This window comes from Virgibacillus sp. Bac332 (genome assembly GCF_003667785.1).
GTDB lineage: Bacteria > Bacillota > Bacilli > Bacillales > Amphibacillaceae > Virgibacillus > Virgibacillus salarius.
Genome location: NZ_CP033046.1, coordinates 1,919,234 through 1,934,572 on the forward strand (window position 1 = coordinate 1,919,234; position 15,339 = coordinate 1,934,572).

13 protein-coding genes and 1 pseudogene are annotated in these 15,339 nt (G+C 37.6%); 8 read left to right on the forward strand and 6 right to left on the reverse strand.

The features are described from left to right. The first annotated feature begins 142 nt into the window (after nt 1-142). Together D9782_RS09275 and D9782_RS22840 are read left to right on the forward strand one after the other, a co-directional pair. On the forward strand, nt 143-1,489 hold the full coding sequence (locus D9782_RS09275) for an IS4 family transposase (RefSeq protein ID WP_121603725.1): 1,347 nt from the start codon (nt 143-145) through the stop codon (nt 1,487-1,489). 289 nt (nt 1,490-1,778) lie between these two features. Continuing rightward, on the forward strand, nt 1,779-2,066 hold the full coding sequence (locus tag D9782_RS22840; protein WP_162986362.1) for a hypothetical protein: 288 nt from the start codon (nt 1,779-1,781) through the stop codon (nt 2,064-2,066). Here D9782_RS22840 and D9782_RS09280 read toward each other — a convergent pair. Continuing rightward, nucleotides 1,968-3,635, reverse strand: a complete 1,668-nt coding sequence (locus D9782_RS09280) for an IS1182 family transposase (protein ID WP_121604584.1) — start codon at nt 3,633-3,635, stop codon at nt 1,968-1,970. The two genes, D9782_RS22840 and D9782_RS09280, sit on opposite strands and share 99 nt — an antisense overlap. Before the next feature lie 501 nt (nt 3,636-4,136). Between D9782_RS09280 and D9782_RS09285 the strand changes: the two genes are divergently transcribed. Then, nucleotides 4,137-4,334, forward strand: a complete 198-nt coding sequence (locus tag D9782_RS09285; protein ID WP_121604585.1) for a hypothetical protein — start codon at nt 4,137-4,139, stop codon at nt 4,332-4,334. A 193-nt stretch (nt 4,335-4,527) separates the two neighbouring features. Here D9782_RS09285 and D9782_RS09290 read toward each other — a convergent pair whose 3' ends face one another. Further along, nucleotides 4,528-5,040 (reverse strand): type 1 glutamine amidotransferase domain-containing protein, encoded by a 513-nt coding sequence (locus tag D9782_RS09290; protein WP_026679724.1) that lies wholly within the window; start codon nt 5,038-5,040, stop codon nt 4,528-4,530. A gap of 201 nt (nt 5,041-5,241) precedes the next feature. Between D9782_RS09290 and D9782_RS09295 the strand changes: the two genes are divergently transcribed. After that, nucleotides 5,242-5,925 carry a uracil-DNA glycosylase gene (locus D9782_RS09295; RefSeq protein ID WP_121604586.1) on the forward strand — a complete coding sequence of 228 codons (684 nt, stop codon included), beginning with the start codon at nt 5,242-5,244 and terminating at the stop codon, nt 5,923-5,925. Nucleotides 5,926-5,959: 34 nt separating this feature from the next. Beyond that, nucleotides 5,960-6,187 (forward strand): annotated as a pseudogene (locus D9782_RS09300) (alpha/beta hydrolase); the annotation flags it as partial. A 230-nt stretch (nt 6,188-6,417) separates the two neighbouring features. Here D9782_RS09300 and D9782_RS09305 read toward each other — a convergent pair. Beyond that, on the reverse strand, nt 6,418-7,020 hold the full coding sequence (locus D9782_RS09305) for a GNAT family N-acetyltransferase (RefSeq protein ID WP_121604587.1): 603 nt from the start codon (nt 7,018-7,020) through the stop codon (nt 6,418-6,420). A gap of 240 nt (nt 7,021-7,260) precedes the next feature. Here D9782_RS09305 and D9782_RS09310 point away from each other — a divergent pair, with 240 nt between their 5' ends. Continuing rightward, nucleotides 7,261-7,842, forward strand: a complete 582-nt coding sequence (locus D9782_RS09310) for a GNAT family N-acetyltransferase (protein WP_051388227.1) — start codon at nt 7,261-7,263, stop codon at nt 7,840-7,842. Between the two features lie 411 nt (nt 7,843-8,253). Here the strand turns inward: D9782_RS09310 and D9782_RS09315 are convergent, their stop codons facing one another. The 3 genes from D9782_RS09315 to betB all read right to left on the reverse strand — a co-directional run bounded on the left by D9782_RS09315 (nt 8,254) and on the right by betB (nt 13,517). After that, nucleotides 8,254-10,515, reverse strand: a complete 2,262-nt coding sequence (locus tag D9782_RS09315) for a metallophosphoesterase (protein WP_121604589.1) — start codon at nt 10,513-10,515, stop codon at nt 8,254-8,256. 291 nt (nt 10,516-10,806) lie between these two features. Continuing rightward, nucleotides 10,807-12,015: a choline dehydrogenase gene (locus D9782_RS09320; RefSeq protein WP_026679728.1), complete on the reverse strand. Its 1,209-nt coding sequence runs from the start codon at nt 12,013-12,015 to the stop codon at nt 10,807-10,809. Nucleotides 12,016-12,047: 32 nt separating this feature from the next. Beyond that, nucleotides 12,048-13,517, reverse strand: a complete 1,470-nt coding sequence (gene betB, locus D9782_RS09325; protein ID WP_121604590.1) for a betaine-aldehyde dehydrogenase — start codon at nt 13,515-13,517, stop codon at nt 12,048-12,050. Nucleotides 13,518-13,815: 298 nt separating this feature from the next. Between betB and D9782_RS09330 the strand changes: the two genes are divergently transcribed. Both D9782_RS09330 and D9782_RS09335 read left to right on the forward strand, forming a co-directional pair. After that, the gene (locus tag D9782_RS09330) at nt 13,816-14,379 is read left to right on the forward strand and encodes a choline uptake/conversion transcriptional regulator CudC (protein ID WP_026679730.1); all 564 of its coding nucleotides are present in this window, start codon (nt 13,816-13,818) and stop codon (nt 14,377-14,379) included. Nucleotides 14,380-14,400: 21 nt separating this feature from the next. Then, on the forward strand, nt 14,401-15,306 hold the full coding sequence (locus D9782_RS09335; protein WP_121604591.1) for a glycine betaine ABC transporter substrate-binding protein: 906 nt from the start codon (nt 14,401-14,403) through the stop codon (nt 15,304-15,306). Nucleotides 15,307-15,339: the final 33 nt, after the last annotated feature.

Genomic DNA, 15,339 nt, shown 5'->3' on the forward strand with positions numbered 1-15,339 from the left:
TGAATATTGGCAATGCTCCGACTAATTACTTCGCTTTCCGCGGGCACGGCCCATAGCCGTCAAGTTAAGCAGGATATTTTAAAAACCATAAAGTTATTCGTTATTCTGACATTATAAATGGAATAATTTGGAGGGATTACGTATGGCTAAGCAATATCATTTTGACTCGTTTGTAAAGAGTGTGCACGATATTTTATCTATTTCTGAACTTCGCAATGTTGCTCGGGAATCAGGTTTTGTACAACGATTGAAGAAGATAATGCCGGAAGATTTCTTAAGTATATGTGCCTTCTTACATGAAAAAGTTGGTACGGAGGGGCTAGGACAGCTCTGTGCCTCCCTTTCTCGTGAATCAGAAATATCCATATCTAAACAAGCCTTACATCAACGATTAGACGAGAAAGGAGTGGCTTTTTTAAAACAAGTTTTTATGCGGTTAGCGGAAAAACAACAGATGTTATCGTTACCATCTCCATCTGATTATCCTTTTTCTCGGATCCGTATCTTGGATGGCACATCCTTTCAAGTAAAAAAGAACACCGCGAGTTATTGGGATGGAGTGAAAATACAATTAGAATATGAGCTGTATCAAGGGAATTTTTTGCATACGTTGTTCTATGGACCAAGAGACAGTGATCACGATGCAGCTGAAGAATTGGCAGATACAATAGGAGAAGAGGACCTTATCTTGCGTGACCTCGGCTATTTCTCAGGAGATCACTTTAAAAAAATAGATCGAGCAGGAGCCTATTATATTACTCGTGTTCCTGCCAATATGACCTATTGGACATTGGATGACAAGCAACGAAGAATCCAAATAAAGCCTGAAGAAGATGCCATGCATCTAGCTCCAGGAGAGATACAGGATTATGGGTTCATTCAATTAGGAGTTAAGGGAAAAAATACATTTCATGCACGTGTAGTCGTACAACGATTAACCGAAGAGCAACAAAAACAGAGAGACACCTATTTAAAAGAAAGAAGACGGAAAGGGGGGCATACCCAATCCGCCAACAAGAAGAATCATATCCAAATTCTTGCTACCAATATAACACAAGAAGAAATGGATGAGCAAACCTTGTATCCTATCTATTCCTTGCGTTGGCAAGTGGAGATTCTCTTTAAAACATGGAAATCGTTATTTGAAATTGATGATGTGCAGGCAATGAATACCGACCGCTTTTACTGTCATTTGTATGGGACTTTAATTCATATTCTTCTTTCTTCGATGATTGCTTTTCAGTGCCGTTACTGCCTTTACGAAAAGTATCAACTAGAAGGAAGTGAGTACAAATGTATCAACCATGCGAGAAACGCAATAGTAGAGACGAAGGGGTATTCACTCTATCACCTTTCTTCTTTGAAAGCTCTCATCGATAATATTTACCAGAACATATACCGGCATGGAAGGAAAGATCATCGTTGTCAGCATAAAAGTCCTTTTGATGTCTTAAACATTGCGTATAAAGTACATTTCCGTGCCGCGTAAGTAACAGTGTAAAAAAGAAAAACAAGTACCCATAAAAGAATACGGATTAAACTGGAAAAATATGTTTATATTTACATTGCACCGTACTTCTTTTTTCTTAGCTTGACGGCTATGGGGCACGGCCTCAACTAACTTTGCAAAGAAGAACACGTTGCAAAGTGGATTTTCGGCTCACGCTAATCCCGCAGGAGTCTGCGTAATTAGTCTCCGCTATGAGAAGGTGCAACAATTCTTGTCATAAGAAATAGGTTGACTTTTTTTACAATGGGTAAAGTGAAAATCGCTATCCGTGAGTATAAAAACAGCTGTGTTACTTCATGCTAGCGTTGTAGAGCCTGATAATAGCGAAGGGCGGCCACTTCAACTCCTGTGGGAAATGTTTGACCTGAAGATCCACTTTTTTGAGCGGGTTTTGCTAAAAAAGTTAGCTGAAGGACAAACCCCACGGAAAGGGAAGTGGGGCAAGCCGGAGTGGTGGTCAAGCAAGCGGGGCTGGGACATAACTAGCCCTTATGAAGTTAAAAAAGATTCCAGTTATCAAAAAATGATAGCTGGAATCTTTTTTGTTATAATTTAGGCTTGTATTTTGCCTGAAGGCGGTGTACTTTCTTAAATTCACCGCCATAAAGGCGAATCCTAATTCATTTTCCACTTTCGATTTGCCTCTCACTGACATACGAGTGAAACGCAAATTAGCCTTCAAAAATCCGAAGACAGGTTCTACATCTATTTTACGTTTTCCATAGATTTCTCCCGTTTCTTCTTTTGAAAGCTGCTCTCTTATATATGCTTTTTGCTGTTCCCAATGGGCATTGTAGAAAATCTTACGATTTCCTTTTGCTTTGGTACAATGAACGCGTAATGGACATCCCGAACAATCTTCGCATTCATAAACACGAAAGGTTCGTTTAAATCCGGCTTTATCTGTTCGATTCGATAGATATTGAAAAGGTACCTTCTTTCCGTTTGGGCAAGTAAAGAAGTCGCTGTCTGAATCATAGTCCCAGTTTGACACATAAAAAAGATTTTCTTTATATTTCTTTTTCTTTTCTTTCCGATAGGTATTATACGTAATGAGTGGAGTTCTATTTCGGTGTAATACCTCACTATAATTTTGTTCACTACCATAACCGGCGTCAGCGACAATATACTTGGGTAACTTGAAGTACCTTTCTTCAATATTATTGAGAAAAGGAATAAACGTGCGAGTATCCGTAGGATTTGGAAATACATCATAAGCTAATGTGTACTGGCCTTCGGTCGCAATTTGTACATTATAACCCGCCTTAAGTTGGCCATTTTTCATATAGTCATCTTTCATTCTCATAAAAGTGGCATCATGATCCGTCTTAGAATAACTATTGCGGTTGCCAAAGATCTCCATATCATTTTGATATTTCTGTTTACGAATTACATAGTCTTGGAATTGTTTACGGTATTGCTTGGGTTCTTTTCGCATAGAACGGAGTTGTTTGCGATCTTTTGCTTTTTCACTTTCCTCGATTTCTTGATCGTATTTCTTCACTTTTTCATCTAGGTTTTTAACTACTTCATTGAGTTCCTCCGTTGAAATTTCATCAGAACTTTCTCTTTCTATTTCGGGGATAATTTCTTTTTCCAGTAGCTCCTCATACATTTGATTCGACTTCTCTATTAAATCGGAGCTGTATTTTTCAATGGATTTTTTCCATACAAAAGTGAACTTATTGGCATTCGCTTCTAATTTCGTGCCGTCAATAAAAATGGCCTCTTCTTCAATTGCCTTCTCTTCAACAAGTTGACAGCGAAATAGGACAAAACATTGGCGTAGCACCTCTTTTACTTCGGGATGAACACGGAATCGATTGATGGTACGATAGCTCGGCTCATAACCCTGTGCTAACCACATCATCCGTACACTATCTTTAAGTAAGCCTTCTATTTTTCTGCCAGAAAAAACAGATTGGGTATAGGCACATAAGATAATCTTCATCATCATGCGTGGATGGTATGCAGGACAACCTGTTTCACGCAAAAATCCCACAAATGATTCCTCTGGGATATGTTCTACAATATGGTTAACCGCATAGGGGATATCATTTTCTTGTAATTTCATTTCAAAATCTAAAGGCAAAACGACTTGATTCATGGTATAATGTTTAAACATAAAGGATACCTCTTTTCTAAGTTTTTGTGTAGTTACTTTAACTTTATCAGAAGGTATCCTTTTTGCGTATATAAATATTGAAAAAAGTAAAAAAAGTGATACGCCCTAAATTGGCGTACCACTTTTTTCAGTTACTGGGTTTTGTCCCAGCCCCATAGAAGCGTAGATCTGAGCATGTAGTGATAAGGACTGAGCGAATTTTGCTCAATTTTTCTTATAAGTTAAGAAAGTATAAAATCAGTGCAATGACTGCGTTAAGCCAAGTAGTTATTTTGAAATGTTTGATGTATATTGGCAATGCTCCGATTAATTACTTCGCTTTCTGCAGGCACGGCCTCAACTAACTTTGCAAAGAAGAACACGTTGCAAAGTGGATTTTCGGCTCACGCTAATCCCGCAGGAGTCTACGTAATTAGTCTCCGCTATGAGAATGTGCAACAATTCTTGTCATAAGAAATAGGTTGACTTTTTTTACAATGGGTAAAGTGAAAATCGCTATTCGTGAGTATAATAGCAGCTGTGTTACTTCATGCTAGCGTTGTAGAGCCTGATAATAGCGAAGGCCGGCCACTTCAACTCCTGTGGGAAATGTTTGACCTGAAGATCCACTTTTTTGAACGGGTTTTGCTAAAAAAGTTAGCTGAAGGACAAACCCCACGGAAAGGGAAGTGGGCAGCCGGAGTGGTGGTCAAGCAGTAGCTATTATTTCATAATAGCTACTAGAGGAAGCGTAAATCTGAGCATGTAGTGATAAGGACTGAGCGAATTTTGCTCCGTTTTTCTTAAATAACTAAGAACCCATAGTGTGTTAGCGAAGAAAGTAACGGTTCTTTTCTTTAGTTATACAAAAATAACTGCCGAGAAAAGTTCCTCGGCAACTATAAGTGAAGTATTAAGCATGAAGCAGTTTTAATGCTTCACGGTTAAATGCTGGAAGGTCATCGGGAGTTCGGCTAGTAACGATGTTCTGATCAACTACTACTTCTTCATCCTTGAAGTTTGCACCAGCATTTAGCAGGTCCTTACGAATTGACGTAAACCCAGTGATGTCTACATCTTTTAAAAGGTCCGTATCGATTAGAAACTGAGGTCCATGGCAAATGGCGAAGACTGGCTTTTTAGCTTCGATAAAGCTTCGGGCAAACGTGGCATTTCGCTCATCGATTCGCAATAAATCTGGTGAAAATCCACCAGGTACTAAAAGTGCATCATAGTCATCTGGCTTCACTTCATCAATTCCTTTATCTATCGTGAATGTTTTACCATTTTTACCAGTAATCTCTTTGCCAGCTTCTCCTTCGATCAAATCAACGGAATGATTTGCTTCTTTGAAATGTTGTACTGGGTCAGTTAGCTCAATCTCTTCAACCATATTAGTAACTAGTACAGCAATTTTTTTACTCATCAACACACACATCCTTTCTTCCTCTATTCTTTTTCGTTACATGAATTATTTTAAAGGAGCATAAAACAACTGTGAAGTATGCACTTTTTTGTGCGGAGGTTACTTAAAGGTTACTTTTAATGACAAAAGGAATGGTATCGAAATACGGTTCATACATGATAGAATAATAGGAGCGATATAATTTACAAGGAATGATTGGAATTGAAAAAACAAATTTTAAAGAATGATTGGGAAGTGTTGTTACAGGAGGAATTTACAAAGCCTTATTATCAACAGCTTCGAGAATTTCTAAAAAAGGAATATGCTTCTAAAATAATCTATCCAGATATGAACGACATATTTAACGCTCTTCATTATACGTCTTTTGAAAGTGTGAAAGTAGTTATTTTAGGGCAAGATCCGTATCATGGTCCGAACCAAGCGCATGGACTAAGCTTTTCTGTAAATAAAGGAGTTGCTATACCACCTTCCTTAAAGAATATCTTTAAGGAATTGCATACTGATTTAGGTCATCCAATACCAAATCACGGATCATTAGTAAACTGGGCGGAGCAAGGTGTATTATTACTAAATAATGTATTAACGGTTAGACAAGGCGAGGCGCATTCTCATCAAGGTATGGGATGGGAGCAATTTACTGATGAAGTTATTAAATCATTAAATAAAAAGCAGGAGCCTGTAATATATATACTATGGGGAGGGGCCGCCCAGAAAAAGCGTGCTTTGATTGATACGAATAAGCATTATATTATTAAATCCCCGCATCCTAGTCCATTATCTGCATATCGAGGATTTTTTGGTAGCAAGCCATTTTCTAGAGCAAATAATCTATTAAAAGAAATTGGCAGAAAGGAAATCGATTGGCGTGTGAATGATCATATGTAGTGATTTAAATGTAGCTAGGGAAGGAGATAAATAAATGAGTGGGTGGGATCAGCAATTAATTAAAACTTCTCGTGGCACATTTGAGGTGTTTTGTAAGGGGGAAGGAACTCCTTTATGTGTAACGCATTATTATTCCGAATTTAATCATTCAGGGGACTATTTTGCTGATTCTTTTACGCATAACCATAAGGTTTACCTGGTAAACTTAAGGGATGCCGGGAATTCAGTAAAGGCAAGTCTCCCCTATCAGCTTAGTATGCTTTAGATAAGAGCAGGCAGAAACCGGAATGGTGATAGATTGTATCCTTTTCTGGTTTTTATTATATTCTAGGAAATTTTAAAATTTGCTCATGTAGATAAAAATGGTCGTATTGAGCCGCGTCCAGAGCGCAAGCGCCCAGAAACTAGGCGACTTCACGAATCGCCCTAATCTAAGTCATCATCGGCTCGCAAGCCCACCGTGCTTCCTTTATCTCCGTTGACTCGCTCCAGTTACTGCGTTTCTAATCGGGCGCTTGCGCTTTTGTTATATGCACAATGCTCTGAGATGGAGGAGTAATCATAACGAATCTGATACAAAACGTGTTGCTTCAGTGGACTATCAATCTCTAATTTAGGATGTCCAAATGTTTTAATCCTTTGCATTCCAATACGCTCCATCACTTTTTCAGAGGGCTTATTTATCGTGGAGGTAAAAGCACAGATTTCATCCATGCGCAACGTCTGAAAAGCATAATCTAAACAAGTCTTAGCACCCTCAACTGCATACCCTTTTTTCCAAAACTGTTTATCTAATCGCCATGCAATCTCGATGGAAGACGACGTAACATCAGGCATATCTATGTCAGCCAGTCCAATAAAACCGATAAATTGATGATCTTTTAAGCGATCAACTGCCCAAATACCATATCCTTTTCCAGCTAAATCCTGTTCAAATTTATCTATTAACCAATCTGATCGTTCTTTCGTTAATGGTTTAGGGAAGTACTTCATAACTATAGGATCAGCATTCATGGCTGAAAATAAATCTTTGTCTGATTCCTGCCACCTTCTAAAGCCTAGTCGTTCGGATTGGAAAATATACTTGTTTTTCATGAATGATAACCCCCTTCATTTTGCAAATGTATATAGTATATCATTATTCATAAAAAAATAAATAGACATATAATTCAATATATTATCTTAACTAATGTATCTATATTTTTTAGTGGTAAATAGGTTATAGATCAACCTTATTCGAAAATAGCATAGAATAGGTCATTTGCTTTAAAGATGTTAGATATAAGGTTCCTTAGATTAAAGGTTATTGACGGTGGAAAAAAAAGGGGGGTTGATATGGCGCAATTGAATGATAGGGAAATTGATCTGGAACAACCGATATTAGAAACGCCAAGACTCATTCTTAGGAAAATAATGGCCACAGATCTTTCCGCAATTCATGCCTTTACATCATTAGATGTAGTCACGCAGTATCTTCCATTTGATACACATCAATCACACGAACAGACAAAGCTATTTATCAATTTTGTATTGGATCAATATGATAATAATCAATTAGCTCCGTGGGGGATAGAGTTAAAACCTTATAAAAAGTTGATTGGCATGATTGAATACGTTTTTTGGGAACAAGAAAATGATACGGCAGAATTGGCCTTTGTCCTAACAAATACGCATTGGGGGAAGGGGATTGTTACCGAAGCTTGTCAGGAGGTGATTAAATATGGTTTTACAACCATGAAGTTACAGCGAATCCAGGCAAGGAGTTTCGTAGAAAATATTGGCTCCCAAAAAGTATTAGAGAAATGTGGATTAAAATTAGAAGGTATATTGAAAAAACGATTGTTTATAAAAGGAAAACATCGGGATATATGTATGTACGCGATTATTAAAGATGATGATAATCGTAAAACCAACTAATTTAGTAGTCTTTCAGAAGTATCCTTACTTCATAATAAGTACTCTTGCAAGAAGAGGGTGTGATAATAGCCAACCACTATTCCTATTTATTTAGAAAAAGATTACCGATATCCAGGCTGTCTTTCTTTGTAATCAATGAAGAAACATTCATCCATGGACTCTGAGGAATTAAAACAAAGTGCAAAAGGATTAAGTAAGTTAGATGTTATCGAAAGAGTAGGCCTATGATTAGGACAGAGATGCTGTCATCAATCGCAAGCATCATAGAACTGATTATCGTGCACCTCTGTCCCTGTCTACTAGGACACGGAACCGAAATCGTATCATTTGAATCAACCGTGTACCTATCGGTAAGTATGATGGTGGTGTAAAGTTCGGGGACTAGCCATCCCCTCCTACTTGATTTTAGATTTAATTTGGCGGCACAATCATTTGATCATCAAGTCTAATATCATCAATCGCCCAGAACCAATTATTTTTCGCATTATACATTCTCCATTTCAGTTTCATTGAAGAAGCTTCTTCAGGAACGTTAATTGATTTAACTTCATACTTATTTAAAACATGGCTGTTCCCATTGTCAGAAGTGCTTTTGTTGTCATAAATAAGTACTTGCTGTTTTTCACCATTATCAAAAACTGCTGTTACTTCAGCTGTTTGTATTCCTTCTTGTTTATAATGAGAGGCAAATCCTAATGATAGGTTTTGATCACCTTTAACTTTTATAGAAGGTGACGTTAATGTACTATCAAAGTATCCGGTAGATGCTGGTGAACCATTATCATCCCACTCATCTGGGTCAGCAACGGCAATAACACCTTGTCCAAGATCAAAATCTTCACGTTCTTGTGTATCAGCTTTTGTCCAAAAATCTTTTGTAGTAAAGCTCCACCCTTGCCATTCTATTGTCCCAGCAGGCATATGGGAGCTATTGGTAATCGTCCACCCATTTGGAGTTTCGCTAGTCCAACCTAGAATTGAGTCAGGGATATCTTCATTAACTGCAGGTTTTAATGAAGACTGTAAATAATCAAAATTTTGTCCCAGCATCATGTTTACTAGAACTTGGACATCTTTTGATCCGATTTTTTGTTCACCTTCATAAGCTGTAACTGTGAATTCAGATGCACCTGAAATTGCTTCAGATGGGGTAGCTTTAACATTCAACGTCTTTTCTTCATAACCTGTAAGCTCATAAGCGATTTCATGATTTACCAATGTCCAGTCAGTAGGTGCATCAATCTTAATTTTTCCGTTTACACCTTTGCTGCCATAGTTTTTCATCTTTACTTGAATGGATGTTGATTCACCATTCGTTACTAGAGTAGGAGAAGCTTGTGTTGATACCATCTCTAAAGCTTTTGTAGTTCCTTCAGTTTTTAATTTTGTTTTACTTGTGTTTCCAAATGAGTCCAGTGCTTGTATCTCAATTTCATACGTAGTACCTGGTTGAAGACCGTTTATTGGGAATTCTAATTTCTTAGGTATAGGATCATAATAGAAATTGGAAAACGCTTTGAAATCTGCATCATATTCTCCTGATTTTAAATTTTTGGCCTTAATTTGATATGAATGTACTAGCAAGTTATCAGTTGCCTGTGGAAATTCAATAGTTAAACTTCTTAATGTTGATTTTTCTTCTATGATTGATGCATCGGCTTTTGTTGGAAATACCGGATTTATATGGTCACGGTCTTCTGTATAGTTGAATTTATTTTTCTTAGCTGGGTATTTTATCACCCAAGGATCTCCTACCCAATTATCTTTATGGAAATCACGTTTCTTAATCATGACTTCATTATTATAAACCTCTACAACCATACCTTGGCTAATATCTCGATATCCTTGTGGATGAAACCCTTGAAGTTTCCCTGGTTCCAATTCCAAATAGCTGACGGAAGAGGTACCGACAGATGTAAAATCTTTTTGATGAATCGTTCTAGGATCTTCAAGTGGGTAATGAGAATGTCCAGAGAATGTAATTACTTGGGGGTATTCCTTCAATGTATCATATAGAAGTTCTTTATTTTCTTGGGTACCCCACAAATCACTTCCGTAAACTGTGTCTTTAATATGTTGATGTAGGAACACAAAAATCGGTTCTCCCGGGTTGTCCTTTTCTGCTGCCTCCAATTGTTTTTTCAGCCAGTTAATTTGATCAACCGTATACAAACCATGAGTGGTGCTGTCTTCAGGACTTAACGCAATAAAATGATAGCCATTTACTTTTTTGTGATAATAGATCGATTCCATTGCTGTTTTTTCCAAGAAACGAGTTTGTGCATCCTTAATAGATAGACCATTCCAATAATCGTGATTACCCATTGTAAACAAGGAATTGACGCCATCTTGTTTCTTTTCATTATAAATAGAGAAAAATTTATCATACTCTGTTTCATATCCGTAATCAGTCAAATCCCCTACCACAACAAAAGCATCCTGATCAGGGGCAACTTTGTTTAGTTGGTTCATCGCTGCTTTAAATTTCTCATCATCTATTGTTGAACTATTGTCAATATGCACATCACTTATTACAGGAAAAACAAGTTCTGGCTTACGATTGTTGTTTACTAAACTTGAAGATTCCGAGAAAGCTTGTGCACTAGAAAATGAAACTGTTAGTCCTAACGTAAGGGCTGCCAAAATTACCCAAAAATTGCTCTTCGATTTCATGATAACATTCCTCCTATCACTAATTATTTTACTAGCTGGAAAATAAACTTTGCTTTATATAGTTATGATAATAAAAATTTAATAACACAATATAAAACCACTGTAAATTCAATGTAAAATAGCTGAGAGAGTATGTTTTAAGTTCGCTGTATAAGTTGATGTTTATCTCATAATACGTTGGTATTTTCACATGATGATAAAAAAGGTAAATGAAAAAGATAGCCTTATTTAAATCAAGGCTATCTTTTATCTAGTTTCTTAACTACGGGGTCCATGCAAGTTTGCTTTGGATTATACGGTTTTTGCCACTAATCCGAAACAACGCTTATAAATCCACTGATAGTCTTTTTCGGTGAGATCACGTGGATTTCCTACTGTTTGTGGATCCTTCATGGCCTCTTTTGATAAACGCTCGATCATATCAGGTGAAACACCTTGCTCTTCTAAACTAGGAATATCTAAGTCTTCTGCTAAACGATAAACTTCATTGACTGCTGCTTTTGCTGCTTCTTCAGTTGTCATATCGAATGTGTTTGCACCTAGTGCTTGTGCGATACGTGCAAATTTGTCAGGATGTCCTTTCCAATTATATTCCATCACGGGTCCCATCATCGTAGCCACACATTGTCCATGGGCAACGGGAATAATACCGCCTAATGTTTGAGACATAGCATGTGCTGCTCCAGCTGATTCACTTCCATATGAAAGTCCAGCAAGCATGGCAGCTTGTGCCATCCCGTAGCGTGCCTCAATGTCACCACCATCAGCGTATGCCCGACGAATATATTTACCTACGTACTCTATTGCCAATAGTGCAACTGCATCTGTTACCGGCTGTGCAAAATGCATCGTATAGCACTCGATTGCATGAGCAAGTGCGTCAATACCTGTCATAGCTGTTACATGTGGGGGCATGGACACATGTAATTCAGGATCAAGAATGGTTAAATGTGCCGCAATTAATGGGCCACCTGTATTAAACTTAAATTCACGTTCTTCATCTGTTATAACAGCCCATTGTGTAACTTCTGAACCTGTACCTGCAGTTGTTGGAATGGTAGTTAATGGTGGAATACGATTTTCTAAAGGTTTCTTACCTTCGGCAGCTTCGTAATCTAGTACACTACCATCGTGTGTTGCTTCAACACCAATTCCCTTTGCTGTATCCATTGAACTACCGCCACCTACGGCTACGAGTCCATTACATGATTCTTCTGTAAATACCTTAGACCCTTCAGCGATTAAACGTACAGGAGGATTCGGCTCTACTTTATTAAAGACAACAACCTCAATTCCAGCCTCTTTTAGATGTTTCTCAACAGGTTCAGTTACCCCTGCTTTATAGATACCAGGATCAGTTACGAGAAGAACTTTGGTAACACCAAGGTTTTTAACTTCTTCACCAATATGTTTAATTGCTCCGATCCCATGCTTGATCGCTGTTGGGATTTCAAATGTATGGAATTTATGCATATGTTCAACTTTCATATTTAAACTCATCGACGATTCCTCCTAAGATTGAAATTTTATATTTAGAACCAATTTATTGCTTCTGGTTTTAAGTTTTGAAAGATATGCTTCGTTTCTTGATATTCTTCTAATCCAGCTCTGCCAAGTTCTCGGCCAATTCCAGATTGTTTAAATCCGCCCCAAGGTGCATGCGGAAAATATAGATTGTATTCATTAATCCAAACCGTTCCCATGCGCATCTTTGCTACGCAACGCTCCGCCTTAGCAATATCATTTGTCCATATGCCGCCAGACAGACCGTAAATTGAATCATTGGCTAGATGAATAGCTTCTTCTTCTGATTGGAATGTTTCTACGGTAATAACAGGACCAAAACCTTCGTTTTGAACTACCTTCATATCCGTTGTACAATTTGTGAGTACGGTAGGAAGATAAAAGAAACCTTTTTGTAATTGAGGGTCACTTGGGCGATCTCCGCCAACTGCAACGGTTGCTCCCTCCTGTTTACCAGTTTCCACATAATCAATAACTTTATTTAAATGCTCCTCAGAAATTAGCGGTCCCATTTGTGTTGCCTCATTAAAACCGTTACCTAGCTTAATGTCCATAACTCGTGTAACAAGTTTGTCAATAAACGCATCATGAACGCTTTCCTCAACAATTAATCTTGTTCCGGCAGAGCAAATTTGTCCTGCGTGAAAATAGACTGCATTTAGTGCTTGATCTACCGCTGTATCAAAATCAGCATCTGCAAAAACGATATTTGGGTTTTTTCCGCCAAGTTCAAGTGCTAAATTTTTCACGTTGGAACTTGCTGCTTGCACAATTTTCTTACCAGTTGCAATACCTCCAGTAAAGGAAATAAGATCAACTTCTTTATTAGCAGAAAGTTCAGCACCTACGGAATGTCCTGGTCCAAGTACTAAATTAACGACTCCAGCTGGAACACCTGCTTCCTCCATTAATTCAAACACCTTAACGGTAGTTAGTGGTGTAATCTCACTTGGTTTCATAATAAGTGTATTTCCTGCTACTAATGCAGGAGCAAGCTTCCAAGACGCTTGTAAGAGCGGATAATTCCAAGGTGTGATTTGTCCGCATACACCAACAGGTTCATGTACGACCTTACTTATCGAATTTGGAATTGGCGAGTCGATAATTTCTCCGCCATTTTTATCTGCTAGTTCAGCATAATAGTGAAAGACACCAGCAATATCCTCCATATCTCCACGACTTTCTTCAACTGTTTTTCCAGTGTCGAGTGATTCTAGCTTAGCCAATTCCTCTTTATCTCTTTCAATGAATTGAGCAATGGTCCTAACAATTTGCCCTCTTTTTGTTGCTGGTGTTGTTGCCCATTCCCCAGAATCAAATGCCTTTCTTGCAGCTTTAATGGCTGTCTGTGTGTCAACTTCATCACTTTCCGTAACTGTAGCAATGACTTCTTGATTAAAAGGATTAATAATGTCTCGAGTAGCATTTGTCTTTGATGCTACCCATTCACCATCAATATAATTTCGTTTGCAGTCCAAAGGGAAAAACCTCCTTCATTCGTTAAGTTTGTTAAATATTTATTTAACGTTTTGAACAAAACTAATGTAACATGTTGCTTTATTGTTGTCAAAGTGAATACGTATAATTGTTAATATGAGAATTTGGTTATAGAAACTGCTGAAAATAGCAGTAATTGGTTTTTTAATGTATGGGTTTAATTCAAAAAACATTAAACTTTTCTTATTATTATTTGACATATTTCGAGGATACGTTACCATTAAATTTGTAAAATAAATTCTTAACGTATTAAATTTATTAAAAATAGGAGGTGGTGGAATGGCGGCTTCAAATGATGACATGGCTAGGGAGAAGCTGGAAGAGGCAAAGGGATATGTCATTGAAACTATCGCCGAAACGATGGATGTTTATGGTGTAACACCAGCTGCAGGAAAGCTTTATGCAACGATGTATTTTAAGGATCAAATGAATCTCGATGAAATGCGAGAGGAACTTGGGATGAGTAAGCCGAGTATGAGCACAAGTGTAAGAAAGCTACAAGAAAATGAGATGGTAAAAAAGAAATTTCAACGTGGATCTCGTAAACATACGTATGCGGCTGAAAAGAATTTCTTCCATTCGTTTATGTCTTATTTTTGTCAATTATGGGACCGAGAGGCAAAAATGAACATGGAGGCAATTAAACAGGCTGAATTTGAATTAGATCAAATTTTTGAAGATGAAAATGTATCAGCAGAGCTAGTTGATGAAGCACGTAAAATTTATGAGCTGCTTGATCAGTCAAAAATATATTACCGCTGGCTTGAACGGTTGGTAGCAAGCATACGATCAGAAGAGATATATGAGTTTTTACCAAAAGATCCAGACGATAAAAATACGTGATGGGAGAGGATTAGACAATTTATGCGTTTCATTAAAAGTAAACTTCTACTAATAGGATTAGCATTCGTCGTTGTATTAGCAGCATGTGGAGATAGTGCAGAGTCAGATAAAAAAGGTTCCGGAGATGCCAAAGAGGATGGAACTGAGAATAAAGGTACCATTGAAATGGCACAGATCAATTGGGCTGAAAATATCGCTGTAACCAATATGTGGAAAGTTATTTTGGAAGATCAGGGGTATGAAGTTAATTTGAAATTGCTTGATATGGGTACAATTATGAAAGCATTGGCAGAGGATGAATTGGATATTAATCTAGAGGTATGGCTACCAGTTCAGGATCAGGCCTATCTGCAAGAGTATAAAGATGAGGTTTTCTTTTCAGAAGAAACTTGGTATGATAACGCAAAAGTTGGTCTTGTTGTCCCAAAATACTTAGAAAACATGAATAGTATAGAGGATCTAAATAAACATGCAGACATGTTTGAAGGTGAAATTACCGGGTTTGATCCAGGGGCAGGTACGATGGAAGTAACAGAGGATTTAATTAAAGAATACGATCTTGATTATGAATTATTGCCAAGTTCTGAACCAGCTATGATAACGGAAATTGCAGAAGCTATTAAGAATGAAGAACCAATTGTTGCACCGCTTTGGAGTCCGCATCGTGTCTTCTCACAGTATGATTTAAAATACCTGGAAGACCCCAAAGAGGTTTATGGTGGCGTAGAAAAGATTCATCATGCAGCTCGTCAAGGATTTGCAGAAGATTTTCCAAAAGTTAGTAAGTGGATGAAAGATTGGAAAATGGATGATGATTCCATTGGGGAATTAATGACCTATGTCAAGGACGCTGATGAACCGATTGATGGTGCTAGGAAATGGGTCGAAGAAAATCAAGATTTAGTCAATCAATGGATAAAGGAATAGGAATAACATCCAAAGGGAGCACAAGTGTGGCTC